This window comes from Hyphomicrobium album (assembly GCF_009708035.1).
Taxonomy (GTDB): domain Bacteria; phylum Pseudomonadota; class Alphaproteobacteria; order Rhizobiales; family Hyphomicrobiaceae; genus Hyphomicrobium_A; species Hyphomicrobium_A album.
Genome location: NZ_WMBQ01000001.1, coordinates 1134547 through 1149850, shown reverse-complemented (window position 1 = coordinate 1149850; position 15304 = coordinate 1134547). Strand labels below are relative to the sequence as shown.

The following is a 15304-nucleotide window of genomic DNA, read 5'->3' as shown; positions in this document are numbered from 1 at the left end:
CCGCGTCAGACCGGCTTCAGCAGGACGTGCTTCTTCTTGCCGAGCGATAGCTTGATGGACCCGTCGCCGGCCACGTCGGCCGCGGTAAGCAGGGCCTTTTCGTCGGCCACCGCCTGATCGTTGACGCGCAGGCCGCCGCCCTGGATCTGGCGGCGCGCCTCGCCGTTCGACTTGACGAGCCCGGCCTGTACGAATGCGGTCAGCACGCCGATGCCGGCGGCAAGGTCGGCTTTCGGCAGCTCCACCGTCGGCAGCCCCTCGGCGCTGGCGCCCTGCTCGAAGGTCTGGCGCGCCGTTTCCGCCGCCGCCTCGGCCTTCTCCCGCCCGTGCAGTAGCGCCGTCGCTTCCGTCGCCAGCGCCTTCTTCGCCTCGTTGATGTCCGCACCCTTCAGCGCCGCGAGCTTCGCCACCTCGGAAAGCGGCAGCGTCGTGTAGAGTTTCAGGAACCGCTCGACGTCGGCATCCTCGGTGTTGCGCCAGAACTGCCAGTAGTCGTAGGCCGACAGCTGCTCCTCGTTGAGCCAGATGGCGCCGGCGGCGGTCTTGCCCATCTTGGCGCCCGACGCAGTCGTCAGCAGGGGGCAGGTCAGCGCGTAAAGCTGCGGCGTGCCCATGCGACGGCCGAGGTCGATGCCGGTGACGATGTTGCCCCACTGGTCCGAGCCGCCCATCTGCAGACGGCACTCGTAGCGGCGCGACAGCTCGACGAAATCGTAGGCCTGCAAGAGCATGTAGTTGAACTCGATGAACGACAGCTCCTGCTCGCGCTCGAGCCGCAGCTTGGCCGAATCCATCGTCAGCATGCGGTTGACGGAGAAATGCTTTCCGACATCGCGTAGGAAGGCGATGTAGTTGAGCCGCGCCAGCCACTCGGCGTTGTCGACCATCGCCGCGTCGGTCTTGCCGGAGCCGAACACCAGGAATTTGGCGAACGCCTGCTGCATGCCGGTCTTGTTGCGCTCGATGTCTTCCAGCGTCAGGATCTTGCGTGTCTCGTCCTTGCCAGAGGGATCGCCGACCTGCGTGGTGCCGCCGCCCATGAGCACGACCGGCTTGCCGCCGGTCTGTTGCAGCCAGTGCAGCATCATGATGGAGATGAGGCTGCCGACGTGGAGCGACGGCGCGGTGCAATCGTAGCCCACGTATGAAACGAGGCCGCCCTTGGCGGCGAGGTCGTCGAGGCCGGCCGTATCCGAGCACTGGTGTATGAACCCGCGTTCGGTAAGAATCTTCAGAAAGTCGGATTTCAGTTGGGTCATAGCTTCGCTATCAGGATCAGCCGGTTCGCCGCGGCGGCGGCCGGAACATGCACGGGAAGGTCATCATGGGCAAGCTACGGCGCGCGCTGGGGCTGATGAGCGGCACGTCGATGGACGGCATCGACGTGGCGCTGCTCGACACCGACGGCGATCGCGAGTTACGGCAGGGCCCGGCTGCGAGCTACGCCTATCCGCCCGAGATCAAGGTCAAGCTGCGCTCGGCGCTCGCCGAGGCCAAGGGGCTTGCCGCGCGCGAGCAGCGTCCCGGTTCTCTAGGCGACGTGGAGCGGGCGCTGACCGAGCTCAATGCCGACGCGGTCGACCGTTTCCTGCGTGCCAACGGGGTCGACAAGGGCAACATCGACATCATCGGTTATCACGGGCAGACGGTGCTGCACGACGCGCCGCGACGGCTGACGGTGCAACTCGGCGACGGCCGCCTGCTGGCCGATCGCACCGGCGTCGACGTGGTGTTCGACTTGCGTGCCGCCGATGTCGCCGCAGGCGGCCAGGGCGCGCCCCTGGTGCCGGTTTATCACCGCGCGCTCGCCACGCAGGTGCCGGAGCTGCCGGCCGCGTTCCTCAATGTCGGCGGCGTCGCCAACGTCACCTGGATCGGCCGCGACGGCCGCATGCTCGCGTTCGACACCGGCCCCGGCAACGCGCTCATCGACGACTGGGTGCTGGCGCACACGGGCGCAACGCACGACGCCGGTGGCGCGCTCGCGGCCAAAGGCACGTGCAACGAGGATGCACTTCAGCAACTCTTGACCAACAACTACTTCGGCGTGCCGCCGCCGAAGTCGCTCGACCGCAACGACTTCTCTTCCGCGCCTATTGAAGGCCTATCGCTCGAGGACGGGGCGGCGACGCTCACCGCTTTCACCGCCGCGGCGATTGGCAAGGCCCGCGAGCACATGCCGGAGGAGCCGCGCCTCTGGGTCGTGTGCGGCGGCGGGCGCAAGAACAAGACGCTGATGGGGCTGATCGCCTCGCACGTGCAGAACGCGGTGGTGCCGGCCGAAGCGCTCGGCCTCGACGGCGATTTCATCGAGGCGCAGGCGTGGGCCTATCTGGCGGTGCGCTCGGCATTGCAATTGCCGATCACCTTTCCGGAGACCACCGGCGCGCCGGCGCCGATGACCGGAGGCGTCCTCCTCGGTTCGCGCTAAGCAACGCTTCTCGATTTCGCGGCCTGCGGTCCGAGGGATGTCAACTAAGCTTTGTGGGTCGTTCCGGTGATGCTGTTTCGAAGCTCGATGGGGTTGGCGATGGTGCGGAGCGTCTCTAAGCCTTCGCCGGTGCCAAGGATCGTCACATCGCCATAGTCGAGCATACGACCGAGGATTGATTGATCGATCTGGACGCTCTCGACTTTGTCCATGTTCATCTCGTTGGTTTGCCGCCGGATTAGACCTTTCTTGTAGATCACCCGCCGGTCGGTGACTGCGATCTCGGTGATCCACCACCGGAGCCATTGCTGGATCAAAAGAGCGACCGCAACGAGCGCGAGGGCGTATGCCGTATACCGCCAAATTCCCGGCAGGAGCCGCGTGTCGCTGAGCCAGCAAGCGGCCACCGCGAGGAGTGCAACCGCAGCGCCGGGCCAGTAACCGATCCAATGAATGGACGACATTTGCCGGACCTGCTCACCCGGCTGCAAGACACGCTGGACATAGCTCATGACAACGATCCTCCTCCAGGGCCGAGCCGCGTGTGGCAACGTGGGCGACCAGGAAACGCACCTTCTCACCGTCCAGGCAAGCCGCCAGTCTAGACGTGCGGTAATTTTTATCCTCGTGGAGCGAGTCGCCTTCTCGGTTTGCAGCGACCGGCGCGACTACGCGTAGCTTTGCAGGCGATCTCGTGTGCCGGTTGATGGAATACTCGGCACGCTGAATATGAGACCCGCAAGCTGGTGCTACGGGTTAAAGATGCCGCTGGAGGCGGGCGTACAACTATCTTCTCTTCACAGCGCGCGCGGACACGGCGTCGAAGTGCACTGACGCTGCTGTTCGCCGGAGGCGGCATTTGAATGGCAGTTTATTAGACAGCAATTACTTCTTGTTACGCCGCGTTCTTACTATGAAAGCATTGTACGGAAGAGTACCGTAGTCTGGCGCCACCTTTCCCCGTCCCCTTCGAGGAGATGGCCTCACCCTCAGGCCTCGTGGCGCAGCTTGGGGCGCTGGTTCTCCCCCGGATCAGCGTCCTTTTTACAAGGAGATCTCCGCGAACAAACCACAACACAAAAGGAGATAGTCGATGAAGACGAGTCTCGTTATAGCCGCGCTCGCAGCGGCTTTGATCGCCGGCTCCACGGCCAGCAGCCAAGCCATTCCGGCCGCCCCGCTCAGCAAGAGCATTCAGCAGAACAGTGCCTCTGTCGTCGAACACGTCGGATATCGCGGGTACCGCGGTTATCGCGGCGTTCGGCGCGTCGGCGTTTACCGCGGCTACAGGCGTGCCGGCCTGGGTTATAGGGGTTACCGCCGCGTCGGCATTTATCGCGGCTACCGGCCTCTGCGGGGCTACCGGCGTGCCGGCTTATACCGCGGCTACCGTTGGGGCGGCGTTGCCATGTATCGCAACCGCGGCTGCTGGTGAAAGCGTCCACGAGTCAGCGAATGACTGAAGCTTTCGCAGGCTGAACTGCTACCGGGGGCGCGTCCGTGCGTCTCGTCGTGGCGGAGCTGTGCTTCGCATGGACGCTGAGGGCGCACAGTCCGCGACCCCGGAATTGAGACGGAGAGCTGATCACGAGAGCGGGCCGATGATCACGACGACGCACTACTTTTCTTTCGGAGCGTCCTCGGGAGCTGGCTCGCTCTTTCCAGTTGTCGCTGGCGCGGCGGGCGGTGCGTTCATGGGCTCGGGTGCGTCGGCAGACGGCGTTTCAAAGTCGGGATTGGGGGCGCCCATGCCTCTTGAAGTGTCGGGCATCGGGGGAGAGTAGCCAGCGGCACCGCCCGTCCCTCCACTTCCATATCCCTTTTCCGTTTGAGCGGCTGACGGCTGAATAATCACCGTGCCGATCAAACCGAGCAACGTCGCAACGACGATCGTCTGCGCTCGCATCGCTTGTCCTCCCTCATCAACTTCTCAGCGCGCTGAGCATACGCACTCGGCTGCCCGTGCGCACCATAGGAGAACGAATGAATTCACAGCAAGTCATCGTCACGAAGTTCACTGCAGCATCCCCGGTCTCAATTCCACCTCAGGCGACTGTCGTCGATGCGGCGGCAGCTAAATGGACCCAAGCCGACATAGCCGGCCGGCCGTTGAGAGCCGGGGCCCGAGGGGGCACCCGACTAGCCAGGCGGTGCGCGCCGCGGTCCCTCGCCCGACCCTGCCGCGCAACGCGGAGAGCAATGCAGGAAAGTCAGCGCAGCAGATCGCGCAGCGTCGGCTCGAGGCCGAGCGTGATGCGCGCGAGCTTCTCGTAATCCACTTGGTCCGGCGTGTCCTCCGGCGTGTGGTACTCGCGATAGCGGAACAGCGCCGTATCCGTGATCATGATCGCCGGATAGCCCACCATCCAGAACGACCAGTGATCCGACCAGCCGATGCCTGGGATGTTGTCGGGCGCGGTGCCGCCGATGGTCGGGAACTGCGCGTGCCGGCGGAAACTCCCCACCACGTCGTGCAGGAAGGCACGCCCGCCGGGCAGCGCGACGAAGGCGACGAAGTTCGCCACGTCGGAAAAGATCATGTCGAACGGGAAGGGGTACTTCTGCGACCCGGGCGTATCGGAGAACTCGCCGATCGTCTCCAGCGAGATCATGCCGAGAAGCGTCTCGCCGCTGTCCTTCAGCATCTTGGCGTAGCGATAGCTGCCCATGTCCGGCGTGCGGTCGTAGGGCGGCTCCTCGTTGACGAACAGCACGAGGCGCAGCCGCTTGTCCTTGAGTGGCATGCCCTTCAGCAGCCGCGCCAGCTCGAGCACCGCGGCCGAGCCGCTGCCGTTGTCGTTGGCGCCCGGCGCATCGCCATAGGAATCGTAGTGCGCGCCGACGACGATGCTCGGCGTGTGCGGGTCGGCACCCGGCGGGGCCAACTCAACCGCGATGTTGCGCACCGATTTACCGCCGACGTCGTACACTTGCGCCTGCGGCTCATAGCCGAGCGCTTTCAGCTCCGCCTCGATGTAGGCGGCCGAGCGCTCGAGCACCGGATAGTGCTGGATGTTGTGCGGCTCGCTGGCGATGGCTTCGACGTGCTTGCGCAGGCGCTGGGCAACGTCGCGCTCCGCATCCGTCACGGGTTGGGGAGGGCCGGCGTACGGCTCCCCCGGAAGGCTCAGCGAATACCAGTATGCCGCACCGAGAGCGGCAAGCAGCAGGACCAGCAGCCCTGCGAGCGACAGAGCCACCATTCTGATCACGATCTCGATCCGCTAGTCCGCATCGCCGCCATCGTCGGCCCCGACCCCGCTCGCCTCTTCCGCGCGCTCGATCTCGCGCTGGCGCTGACGCTCGCGCTCCTTCTCGCGCTCGCGCTCCTTCTCCTTGGCGCGATCGATCTCGGCCTGCTCCATGCGCGCGTCGACATAAGCGCCGACCGCTTCCTTCAGGTCCTCCGATTTGTTCTCGAAGAAGTGGTTGGCGCCGGGGATCACTTGATGCGTGATCTTGATGCCGCGCTGCGTCTTGAGGCGCTGCGACAGCTCGCCGACCGAGTTGGACGGCACGACGCGGTCCTTGTCGCCGTTGATCATCAGGCCGGAGGAGGGACATGGCGCGAGGAACGAGAAGTCATAGAGGTTCGACGGCGGGGCGACGCAAATGAAGCCCTCCACCTCCGGGCGGCGCATCAGCAGCTGCATGGCGATCCAGGTGCCGAACGAGACGCCGGCGATCCAGCAGCTCTTGGCGTCCGGCTTGACGATCTGCAGCCAGTCGAGTGCGGACGCCGCGTCCGATAGCTCGCCCGGGCCGCCGTCCCAGATGCCCTGGCTGCGGCCGACGCCGCGGAAGTTGAAGCGCAGCACCGAGAAGCCCCGCTCCACGAAGGTGTGATAGAGCGTGTAGACGACTTGATTGTTCATCGTGCCGCCGAACTGGGGGTGCGGATGCAGGATGAGCGCGATCGGGCTGTCGTTGGCCGCTTCGTGGTGATAGCGGGCTTCCAGACGGCCCGCGGGCCCATTGATGATCAGCTCGGGCATCTCAATTCCACTGGTAAGGAGGCTGCGGTAAAGCCGCGCGGGTGGGGCGGCAGGGCCCTGAACAGGCCGTGGAATCGGGCTGTGCCGAAACCTTGACTTGTGGGCTCGGAATTTTCATATTCCTATAGACTTTAGAACCGTTCGAAAGTGCGCCAGGCAGTCCTCGGGCTTCGGGCGTTTTCAACGGAGGCGCTTCTTAGCACACGGCCCCGTGTCGATTGCAAGTGAAAGCGCCCGCGCGGCCCCGATGGGCCCACTAGGAGGATGTGGCGTGGAGTTGAACACCAAGGCCCGGTACGCGGTGATGGCCATGGCGGATCTCGCCAAGTTCGGCGCCGTCTCGGCCGTACCCCTGTCGGCCATCGCCCAGCGGCAGAATCTTTCTTTGGCCTACCTGGAGCAGATCTTCCTGCGGCTGCGGCGCGCTGGGCTGGTCGCGAGCGCGCGTGGTCGCTCGGGCGGCTACGTGCTCGCGCGTCCGGCGGACGCGATCCACATCGACGAGATCATGAAGGCCGTCGAGGAGGAGACGCGGCTGACGCGCTGCCTCGACGCCGAGATCGGCTGCCTCAACGAGCGCCGCTGCCTGACGCACGGGCTGTGGCACGCGCTCGGCGCCCACATCCTCGCCTTCCTTTCGAACGTCTCGTTGCAGGAAGTGATTGACGGAATTCCGGTCGGCAAGCTCGCCGACGAGCGGCCGACTGCAACGCAGCAGCGCGAACCGGAGCTCATGGCTCGATGACGGCGACGCGTACCTACCTCGACTACAATGCATCGACGCCGCTACGCGCGGCGGCGCGCACGGCGATGCTTGCCGCGCACGACACCGTCGGCAATCCGTCGTCGGTGCACGCCGAGGGCCGGCGCGCCCGCGCTATCGTCGACACGGCGCGCGAGCAGGTCGCGTCACTCGTCGGCGCCAAGCCGAGCGAGATCGTGTTCACCAGCGGCGCCACGGAAGCCAACAACACGGTGATGGGCGCCGGTTGGAAGTCGATTTGCGTGGCGGCGATCGAGCACGACTCGGTGCTGGCTCCGGCGCGTGCTTGCGGCGCCAAGGTCGTCGTCCTCCCGGTCGGCACGGACGGCCTGGTCGATTTGGCTTCGGCCGCCGATGCAATCGCCGCTGCGGGCAGTGGTGGCCGCGCGCTGCTGAGCCTGATGCTCGCCAACAACGAGACCGGCGTCATTCAGCCGGTGGCCGAGGCGGCAGAAGCCGCCCGCACGCACGGCCTGTCGCTGCACGTCGATGCAGTGCAGGGTCCCGGCCGCGTGCCTGTTGATTTCGCCAGGCTTGGCGCCGACACCCTGGTGATCTCGGGGCACAAGCTCGGTGGCCCGCGCGGCGTCGGCGCGCTCATCGTGCGCGACGGCGTCAACCTTCCGGCTCTCATCAAGGGCGGCGGCCAGGAGCGCCGCCGGCGCGGGGGCACCGAGAACGTCGCCGGCATCGCCGGCTTCGGTGCCGCGGCAGCCGAGCTCGCCCGCGAGGCGGATGTGGCAGCACGCATCGGCGTGCTGCGTGACAAGCTCGAGTCGGCTGTCACCGCGGTGACGCCCGCCGCAGTCATTGTCGGCCGCGATGCGCCGCGCGTCTCCAACACCATGTGCGTCGCCGTGCCCGGCAAGCTCGCCGAGACGCTGGTCATCCGCATGGACCTCGAAGGCATCGCGATCAGCGCCGGCGCCGCATGCGCTTCCGGGAAAGTCGGCGCCAACGCCGTGCTTGCAGCCATGGGGCTCCCTGCCGACATCACGGCTGGGGCGGTGCGCGTGAGCCTTGGGCGCGAGACGAACGAAGACGACATCGCCGCCTTCCTGGCGGCTTGGCAGAAGGTTGCAGGCGGCGCGGCACTGGCCGCGTGAGCCGACGAATTTCGGGACGAAAGGGTAGTTGATGGCAGCGGTTCAAGAGACGATCGACCAGGTCCGCAAGATCGACGTCGACCAGTACAAGTACGGCTTCGAGACGAAGATCGCTTCGACCAAGGCCCCGAAGGGCCTCAGCGAGGATACGGTCCGTTTCATCTCGGCGAAGAAGGGCGAGCCGGAGTGGATGCTCGAGTGGCGCCTTGAAGCCTATCGCCGCTGGTTGAACATGGTCGAGCCGACGTGGGCCAACGTCACCTATCCGAAGATCGACTTCCAGGATCTCTACTTCTATTCGGCGCCGACCTCGACGGAGGGGCCCAAGAGCCTCGCCGAGGTCGATCCCGAATTGCTGGCGACTTACGCCAAACTCGGCATCCCGCTGCAGGAGCAGGAGATCCTCGCCGGCGTGAAGAACAACCGCGTCGCCGTCGATGCCGTATTCGACAGCGTGTCGGTGGTGACCACCTTCAAGGCGGAGCTGGCCAAGGCCGGCGTCATCTTCTGCTCGATCTCGGAAGCCGTGCGCGAGCACCCCGAGCTCGTGAAGAAGTACCTCGGCTCGGTCGTGCCGCAGGGCGACAACTACTATGCGGCGCTCAATTCGGCTGTGTTCTCCGACGGCTCGTTCGTCTATGTGCCCGAAGGCGTGCGCTGCCCGATGGAGCTGTCGACCTACTTCCGCATCAACGAAAAGCAGACCGGCCAGTTCGAGCGCACGCTCATCATCGCCGACAAGGGCGCCTACGTGAGCTACCTGGAAGGCTGTACGGCGCCGATGCGCGATGAGCACCAGTTGCACGCTGCCGTGGTCGAGCTGATCGCGCTCGACGACGCCGAGATCAAGTACTCGACGGTGCAGAACTGGTACCCCGGCGACAAGAACGGCAAGGGCGGCATCTATAACTTCGTCACCAAGCGCGGTGACTGCCGCGGCCACAACTCGAAGATCTCGTGGACGCAGGTGGAGACCGGCTCGGCCATCACCTGGAAGTACCCGAGCTGCATCCTGCGCGGCGACAACTCGCGCGGCGAGTTCTACTCGATTGCCGTGTCGAACGGCTGGCAGCAGGTCGACAGCGGCACGAAGATGATCCACCTCGGCAAGAACTCGTCGAGCCGCATCATCTCCAAGGGCATCGCCGCCGGCCACTCGCAGAACACCTATCGCGGTCTCGTGTCGGCGCACCGCAAGGCGACCGGCGTGCGCAACTTCACGAACTGCGACTCGCTGCTCATCGGCGACAAGTGCGGCGCGCACACCGTGCCGTACATCGAGGCGAAGAACTCGTTCGCGCACTTCGAGCACGAGGCGACGACGTCGAAGATTTCCGACGACACGCTGTTCTATTGCCGCCAGCGCGGTCTGTCGCAGGAGGAAGCGGTGGCCCTTGTCGTCAACGGGTTCGTGCGCGACGTGCTGCAGCACCTGCCGATGGAGTTCATGGCCGAGACGCAGAAGCTGATCGGCATTTCTCTGGAGGGTAGCGTCGGATGACGAGGCGCCGCGAGATCTGGTTCGACCGCGTCTACAGCACCCCCACGACGTGGCGGCCGGTGCACCGCGACGGGTGGCGAGCGATCGCCATTCTCGCTGCGACATTGGTCGGAGTGCTCGTAGCCGGATTGATCGTACCGCTCGTTGGGGCCGATCCCATTTGGACTTTGGCGGCGATGGCGACCAGCATCGCGGTCGGCGTTTGGTTCCTCTTAAGCGTGCGCGGGCGCATCAGGTGAAGTCCGCGCGAACAACGAATTCACTATTAGACAGACATACAGACAGGCTGAAGTAGATGCTTGAGATCAAAGACCTGCACGTGAAGATCGCCGACGAGGAGCGCGAGATCCTCAAGGGGCTGTCGCTGACCATCCCCAAGGGCGAAGTGCACGCCATCATGGGCCCGAACGGATCGGGAAAGTCGACGCTCGCCTACGTTCTCGCCGGGCGCGAGGACTACGAGGTGACGAGCGGCGACATCCTGTGGAACGGCGAAAGCATTCTCGAGATGGAGCCGGAAGAGCGCGCCGCCAAGGGCGTGTTCCTCGCCTTCCAGTATCCGATGGAGATCCCCGGAGTTGCCGGCCTGACGTTCCTGCGTACCGCCAAAAACGCCGTGCGTAAGGCGCGCGGCGAGACCGAGATGACGACGCCGGAGTTCCTGAAGTTCGTGAAGGGCAAGGCCGAACGTCTCAACATCGACATGGATATGCTGAAGCGCCCGGTCAACGTTGGCTTCTCCGGCGGCGAGAAGAAGCGCTCCGAGATCCTGCAGATGGAAGTGCTCGAGCCGAGCCTGTGCGTGCTGGATGAGACCGATAGCGGGCTCGACATCGACGCACTGCGCATCGTCGCCGACGGCGTCAACTCCATGCGCTCCAAGGACCGCTCGATGCTGGTCATCACTCACTACCAGCGGCTCTTGAACTACATCGTTCCCGACCGCGTGCACGTCATGGTCGATGGCAAGATCCGCAAGTCGGGCGATGCCTCGCTGGCGAAGGAGCTCGAGAAGTCGGGCTATGCGGAATACCAGGTGAAGGCGGCCTAGATGAACGTAGCAGTCCTCAAAACGAAGACGGAGCAGGCGCTGAGCGAGGCGTTCGGCGCGGCCGCTCCCGAGCTACCGGGCACGCCTGAGATCGTCAAGCTGCGCCGCGACGCCATGGGCCGGTTTGGCTCGCTGGGCCTGCCGCATCGGCGCATCGAGGCGTGGAAATATACCGACCTGCGCACCCTGCTGAAGGAGGCACTGCCGGCGCCGCAAAAGGCGCCGAAGGTGACCGAGGCCGACGTCGTCGCCGCGCTGGGGCCGCTCGCTCGCGTGGTGGCACACCGCGTTGTGTTCGTCGACGGCCGCTATGCGCCCGACCTGTCGGCGCTGGTCGCCGACGGGAGCGTGAGCGTCGCCTCGCTGGCGACGCTACTCGAAAGCGACGGGACGGCGGCCGAGTTCCTCCATAACAACGGCCGCGACGACGATGCGGTCTTGGCGTTGAACACGGCCTACGCCGCCGACGGCGCCGTCATCGACATCGCGCCCGACGCGAAGCTCGATCGGCCCGTGCTGATCGTGTCGCTGCGCGCCGCACCGGAAGCGAGCTTCGCGGCCACCCGTAACATTGTGCGCGTCGGCGAAGGCGCCGAGGCGACGGTCATCGAAGCGCACGTGACGCTGCCGACGGCCGCCAAGGACTTCCAGGTCAACGCAGTTACTAAGCTGATCGTCGGCAAGGGCGCAAAATTCGCGCACGTCAAGTGCACGCATGCAACCGGTGGCGGCACCCACCTCGCCAACTGGCTGGCCGAACTCGGGCCGGATGCCGACTACCGCGGCTTCCAGTTCACGGCCGGCACGGCGCTCGTCCGCAACCAGATCGGCGTCGTCTTCGCCGGCACGGGCAGCAACTTGGATCTATCGGGCGCGTTCCTCGCGCGCGGCGGCGAGCATATCGACACCACTCTGGTGGTCGATCACGCGGTGCCCCAGTGCACCAGCCGCGAGCTGTTCAAGGGCGTGCTCGACGACCACGCGCGCGGCATCTTCCAAGGCAAGGTGATCGTGCGTCCCGACGCGCAGAAGACCGACGGCAAGCAGATGGCGCAGGTGCTGATGCTGTCGCCGGATACCGAGTTCGACTCCAAGCCCGAGCTTGAGATCTACGCCGACGACGTGGTCTGCGGCCACGGCTCGACCAGCGCCGATCTCGACGAGGATCTTCTGTTCTACTGCCAGGCGCGCGGCATCCCCGCGGCGCAGGCGCGCGCCCTGCTGATCGAGTCCTTCGTCGGCGAGGCGCTCGAGAAGGTCGATAACGAGGAACTGCGCGACGCACTGGCGGAGCTGGCGCGGGGCTGGCTGCATGAGGCGAAAGGTGTCTGATGGCAGGCGTGCAGGAGATGAGCGGAACGCGTGAAGCCGTGCGAGCGGTCGTACCGGTTCAACCCGGCGCGCCGTTCGACGTGGCGCGCATCCGCGCCGATTTCCCGATCCTCTTCCGCGAGGTCTACGGCAAGCCGCTCGTCTATCTCGACAACGCCGCGAGCGCGCAGAAGCCGCGCTCGGTGATCGATACGATGGATCACGTCTATCGGTTCGAATATGCCAACGTGCACCGCGGCCTGCATTACCTGTCGAATACGGCGACGCAGCACTTCGAGGACGCGCGCGAGTCCGTGCGCCGCTTCCTCAACGCCGGCAGCGTCGACGAGATCATCTTCACCAAGAATGCCACCGCCGCGATCAACCTCGTCGCCGACTCGTTCGGCGACAAGATCGGCGCCGGCGACGAGATCGTGCTGTCGATATTGGAGCACCACTCCAACATCGTCCCGTGGCACTTCCATCGCGAGCGGCAGGGCGCCGTCCTCAAGTGGGCGCCGATCGCCGACAACGGCGAGCTGCTGCTCGATGAGTTCGAGCGGCTACTGACGCCACGCACCAAAATTGTCGCCATCACCCACATGTCGAACGTGACCGGCACGCTGGTGCCGGTGCGCGAGATCATCCGCCTGGCGCACGAGCGCGGGATCCCGGTGCTGGTGGACGGCAGCCAGGCGGCCGTGCATCTGCCCATCGACGTGCGCGAGCTCGACGCCGACTTCTACGTCTTCACCGGCCACAAGACCTACGGGCCGACCGGCATCGGCGTGCTGTACGGCAAGCAGGCGCTGCTCGACGCCATGCGCCCGTACCAGGGCGGCGGCGGCATGATCGAGCACGTCGCCGTGGACCGCATCACCTACGGCAAGACCCCCCACAAGTTCGAGGCCGGCACGCCGCCGATCGTCGAGGCGATCGGGCTCGGCCACGCGCTGAACTACATGATGCAGGTTGGCCGCGACCAGATCGCCCGCCACGAGGCCGAGCTGCTCGACTACGCGCAAGCGCAGATGGCCGAGCTGCCGTGGCTCAAGATCTACGGCACGGCGCCCGGCAAGGGCGGCATCGTCTCCTTCAACATAGACGGCCTGCACGCCCACGACATCGCCACCGTCATCGACCGCTCGGGCGTTGCCGTGCGCGCCGGGCACCACTGCGCTCAGCCGCTGATGGAGCGACTCGGGGTGACGGCCGTGTGCCGGGCCTCGTTCGCCATGTACAACACCAAAGAGGAAGTGGATGCGCTCGTTGCCGCCCTGACGCGGGCGCACGAGCTGTTCGCGTAAGGATATCGCCATGGACGGCAAACCGATCGATACCGAACGGGCAACGGCGCCCCCCGCCGGCAGGCCGGAAGCCGAAACGCCAGCACCTGTTGCTGAAGTTGCGGCTCCGAGCGAAGTGACGCCGGCGGACGACCCGCTGCTGGCCGACATCATCGCCGCCTTGAAGACCGTCTACGACCCGGAGATACCTTCGGACATCTACGAGCTGGGACTGATCTATTCCGTCGACGTCGACGACGACCGTAACGTTGCCATCTCCATGACGCTGACGGCACCCGGCTGCCCGGTGGCCGGCGAGATGCCGAAGTGGGTCGAAAACGCCGTGAACGCGGTGCCGGGCGTGGCCAACACCACCGTCACCATGACCTTCGATCCGCCGTGGGATATGAGCCGCATGTCGGACGAAGCACGGCTCGCCCTCAACATGTTCTAATTCTAAAACAGCGCGGTTTCAGAAACGCCCGACGCTGACTATATGTTGAACTGACGCAATTCAGGATAGACGCGATGCCCACCCTGCGGATGATGCCCAGCGTTGTTACGATGACCGGCGACGCCGTGCGCCGCGTCAATGCGCTGATGGCTGCCAACCCGGACGCGCTCGGTGTCAGGATCGGCGTCAAGAAGGGCGGTTGCGCCGGCATGGAGTACACCATGTCGGTCGCCAGCGAGAAGCACGCGCATGACGAGGTGGTCGAGCAGGACGGGGCCGTGCTGCTGATCGAGCCGGCGGCCATCATGTACCTGCTCGGCACCGAGATGGACTACAAGACCGACAAGCTCGCCAGCCAGTTCGTGTTCAACAACCCGAACCAGCGGGGCTCGTGCGGCTGCGGCGAGAGCGTCAACCTCGTGCCGGCCGAGCCCAACGCCGCCACCGACTGAGCGGCGTCGCAATGCGCGTGAGCGACGGCTTCCTCGCGCTTCTCCAGGATCAGCTTTCCGACCTCGGGACCGTCACCGCCCGCCGTATGTTCAGCGGCGCCGGTGTCTACATCGACGGGGTGATCTTCGCCCTCGTCATCGATGACGTGCTTTATCTCAAGACCGATGACGAAAGCCGCGCGACATTCGAGGCCGAGGGCCTCGAGCCGTTCAGCTTCATGAAGCAGGGCCGGCGCATCAGCACGTCTTACTGGCGCGCGCCCGAGCTGCTGCTCGACGACAGGACCGAGTTGCAGCGCTGGGCGGCGCGCGCCTTGCAGGCGGCACGGCACGCAGCGCCGCGGCGTACCCGCAAGCCGAAAGGACAAGTAAAATGACTACTTCGACTTCGGAGCCGGCCTGGGTCGACGATGTGCTGGGCTTCTGGTTCGACCGGCTGGGTCGCAAGTCGTGGTTCGTAAAGGACGCCGCGATCGATGTGGAAATCCGCGACCGCTTTGCGCCGCTGATCGACGAGATCAACGTCCGCGAGGTCGAGGACTCCGTTTCCAGTCCTGCGCACGCACTGGCGACCGTAATCGTCCTCGATCAGTTCTCGCGCAACATCTATCGCGGCACACCGCGCGCCTTCGCCTACGACGAGCTGGCCCGCGGCATCGCCAGGCTCGCAATTGCGCTCGGGTTAGACCAGCGACTTCCTGCCGAACGGCGGGTCTTCTTCTACATGCCGTTCGAGCACAGCGAAGCCTATGCTGACCAGCTCCGCTCGGTCGAGCTCATCGGCGCGCTGGGCGATGTAGAGTACGCCCGCTACGCCGAGGCGCATCGGGATGTGATCGAGCGCTTTGGCCGCTTCCCGCACCGCAACGTCATCCTCGGCCGCGCTTCCACGCCTGAGGAAGTCGCCTTCCTCGAGCAGCCGGGCAGCTCGTTCTGAGGACGCAGGCATGAAAA

At 65.4% G+C, this 15304-nt stretch carries 17 protein-coding genes; 13 read left to right on the top strand and 4 right to left on the bottom strand.

What is annotated here, in order from left to right:
• Positions 1-5: 5 nt before the first annotated feature.
• Positions 6-1259 (bottom strand): tyrosine--tRNA ligase, encoded by a 1254-nt coding sequence (gene tyrS, locus GIW81_RS05655; protein WP_154738320.1) that lies wholly within the window; start codon positions 1257-1259, stop codon positions 6-8.
• Positions 1260-1306: 47 nt separating this feature from the next.
• Here tyrS and GIW81_RS05650 point away from each other — a divergent pair, with 47 nt between their 5' ends.
• On the top strand, positions 1307-2431 hold the full coding sequence (locus GIW81_RS05650; protein WP_154738319.1) for an anhydro-N-acetylmuramic acid kinase: 1125 nt from the start codon (positions 1307-1309) through the stop codon (positions 2429-2431).
• Positions 2432-2475: 44 nt separating this feature from the next.
• Here the strand turns inward: GIW81_RS05650 and GIW81_RS05645 are convergent, their stop codons facing one another.
• Positions 2476-2943 (bottom strand): PH domain-containing protein, encoded by a 468-nt coding sequence (locus GIW81_RS05645; protein WP_154738318.1) that lies wholly within the window; start codon positions 2941-2943, stop codon positions 2476-2478.
• A gap of 581 nt (positions 2944-3524) precedes the next feature.
• Between GIW81_RS05645 and GIW81_RS18800 the strand changes: the two genes are divergently transcribed.
• On the top strand, positions 3525-3866 hold the full coding sequence (locus GIW81_RS18800; protein WP_195930404.1) for a hypothetical protein: 342 nt from the start codon (positions 3525-3527) through the stop codon (positions 3864-3866).
• Positions 3867-4641: 775 nt separating this feature from the next.
• Here the strand turns inward: GIW81_RS18800 and GIW81_RS05635 are convergent.
• Positions 4642-5634 (bottom strand): M28 family peptidase, encoded by a 993-nt coding sequence (locus GIW81_RS05635; protein ID WP_229309205.1) that lies wholly within the window; start codon positions 5632-5634, stop codon positions 4642-4644.
• Between the two features lie 21 nt (positions 5635-5655).
• Positions 5656-6426 carry an alpha/beta hydrolase gene (locus GIW81_RS05630; protein ID WP_154738316.1) on the bottom strand — a complete coding sequence of 257 codons (771 nt, stop codon included), beginning with the start codon at positions 6424-6426 and terminating at the stop codon, positions 5656-5658.
• A 271-nt stretch (positions 6427-6697) separates the two neighbouring features.
• Here GIW81_RS05630 and GIW81_RS18905 point away from each other — a divergent pair, with 271 nt between their 5' ends.
• The 11 genes from GIW81_RS18905 to GIW81_RS05575 all read left to right on the top strand — a co-directional run bounded on the left by GIW81_RS18905 (position 6698) and on the right by GIW81_RS05575 (position 15287).
• Positions 6698-7171: an Rrf2 family transcriptional regulator gene (locus GIW81_RS18905; protein ID WP_324614905.1), complete on the top strand. Its 474-nt coding sequence runs from the start codon at positions 6698-6700 to the stop codon at positions 7169-7171.
• The gene (locus tag GIW81_RS05620; protein ID WP_154738315.1) at positions 7168-8295 is read left to right on the top strand and encodes a cysteine desulfurase family protein; all 1128 of its coding nucleotides are present in this window, start codon (positions 7168-7170) and stop codon (positions 8293-8295) included. Before GIW81_RS18905 ends, GIW81_RS05620 begins: the two co-directional genes overlap by 4 nt.
• Before the next feature lie 31 nt (positions 8296-8326).
• The gene (sufB, locus tag GIW81_RS05615) at positions 8327-9796 is read left to right on the top strand and encodes a Fe-S cluster assembly protein SufB (protein WP_154738314.1); all 1470 of its coding nucleotides are present in this window, start codon (positions 8327-8329) and stop codon (positions 9794-9796) included.
• Positions 9793-10035, top strand: a complete 243-nt coding sequence (locus GIW81_RS05610; protein WP_154738313.1) for a hypothetical protein — start codon at positions 9793-9795, stop codon at positions 10033-10035. Before sufB ends, GIW81_RS05610 begins: the two co-directional genes overlap by 4 nt.
• A 56-nt stretch (positions 10036-10091) precedes the next feature.
• A complete protein-coding gene (gene sufC, locus GIW81_RS05605; RefSeq protein ID WP_154738312.1) occupies positions 10092-10847 on the top strand; it encodes a Fe-S cluster assembly ATPase SufC in 756 nt (251 codons plus the stop codon).
• Positions 10848-12179: a Fe-S cluster assembly protein SufD gene (gene sufD / locus GIW81_RS05600; RefSeq protein ID WP_154738311.1), complete on the top strand. Its 1332-nt coding sequence runs from the start codon at positions 10848-10850 to the stop codon at positions 12177-12179.
• A gap of 17 nt (positions 12180-12196) precedes the next feature.
• Positions 12197-13465 (top strand): cysteine desulfurase, encoded by a 1269-nt coding sequence (locus GIW81_RS05595; RefSeq protein ID WP_154739522.1) that lies wholly within the window; start codon positions 12197-12199, stop codon positions 13463-13465.
• A 10-nt stretch (positions 13466-13475) separates the two neighbouring features.
• A complete protein-coding gene (locus GIW81_RS05590; RefSeq protein WP_154738310.1) occupies positions 13476-13898 on the top strand; it encodes an SUF system Fe-S cluster assembly protein in 423 nt (140 codons plus the stop codon).
• 74 nt (positions 13899-13972) lie between these two features.
• Positions 13973-14350 (top strand): HesB/IscA family protein, encoded by a 378-nt coding sequence (locus tag GIW81_RS05585; RefSeq protein ID WP_154738309.1) that lies wholly within the window; start codon positions 13973-13975, stop codon positions 14348-14350.
• Between the two features lie 17 nt (positions 14351-14367).
• Complete coding sequence (locus tag GIW81_RS05580) at positions 14368-14727, top strand: TfoX/Sxy family protein (protein ID WP_324614904.1); 360 nt, start codon at positions 14368-14370, stop codon at positions 14725-14727.
• Complete coding sequence (locus tag GIW81_RS05575; protein WP_154738307.1) at positions 14724-15287, top strand: DUF924 family protein; 564 nt, start codon at positions 14724-14726, stop codon at positions 15285-15287. Before GIW81_RS05580 ends, GIW81_RS05575 begins: the two co-directional genes overlap by 4 nt.
• Positions 15288-15304: the final 17 nt, after the last annotated feature.

What these genes read in the sequence shown, in the direction of transcription:
- GIW81_RS05575 (WP_154738307.1), top strand. Translation starts at nt 14,724, where the DNA reads ATGACTACTTCGACTTCGGAGCCGGCCTGGGTCGACGATGTGCTGGGC.
- GIW81_RS18800 (WP_195930404.1), top strand. Translation starts at nt 3,525, where the DNA reads ATGAAGACGAGTCTCGTTATAGCCGCGCTCGCAGCGGCTTTGATCGCC.
- GIW81_RS05635 (WP_229309205.1), bottom strand. Translation starts at nt 5,634, where the DNA reads ATGGTGGCTCTGTCGCTCGCAGGGCTGCTGGTCCTGCTGCTTGCCGCT.
- GIW81_RS05610 (WP_154738313.1), top strand. Translation starts at nt 9,793, where the DNA reads ATGACGAGGCGCCGCGAGATCTGGTTCGACCGCGTCTACAGCACCCCC.
- GIW81_RS05630 (WP_154738316.1), bottom strand. Translation starts at nt 6,426, where the DNA reads ATGCCCGAGCTGATCATCAATGGGCCCGCGGGCCGTCTGGAAGCCCGC.
- GIW81_RS05595 (WP_154739522.1), top strand. Translation starts at nt 12,197, where the DNA reads ATGAGCGGAACGCGTGAAGCCGTGCGAGCGGTCGTACCGGTTCAACCC.
- sufD (WP_154738311.1), top strand. Translation starts at nt 10,848, where the DNA reads ATGAACGTAGCAGTCCTCAAAACGAAGACGGAGCAGGCGCTGAGCGAG.
- sufC (WP_154738312.1), top strand. Translation starts at nt 10,092, where the DNA reads ATGCTTGAGATCAAAGACCTGCACGTGAAGATCGCCGACGAGGAGCGC.
- GIW81_RS05645 (WP_154738318.1), bottom strand. Translation starts at nt 2,943, where the DNA reads ATGAGCTATGTCCAGCGTGTCTTGCAGCCGGGTGAGCAGGTCCGGCAA.
- sufB (WP_154738314.1), top strand. Translation starts at nt 8,327, where the DNA reads ATGGCAGCGGTTCAAGAGACGATCGACCAGGTCCGCAAGATCGACGTC.
- GIW81_RS05620 (WP_154738315.1), top strand. Translation starts at nt 7,168, where the DNA reads ATGACGGCGACGCGTACCTACCTCGACTACAATGCATCGACGCCGCTA.
- GIW81_RS05590 (WP_154738310.1), top strand. Translation starts at nt 13,476, where the DNA reads ATGGACGGCAAACCGATCGATACCGAACGGGCAACGGCGCCCCCCGCC.
- GIW81_RS05585 (WP_154738309.1), top strand. Translation starts at nt 13,973, where the DNA reads ATGCCCACCCTGCGGATGATGCCCAGCGTTGTTACGATGACCGGCGAC.
- GIW81_RS05650 (WP_154738319.1), top strand. Translation starts at nt 1,307, where the DNA reads ATGCACGGGAAGGTCATCATGGGCAAGCTACGGCGCGCGCTGGGGCTG.
- tyrS (WP_154738320.1), bottom strand. Translation starts at nt 1,259, where the DNA reads ATGACCCAACTGAAATCCGACTTTCTGAAGATTCTTACCGAACGCGGG.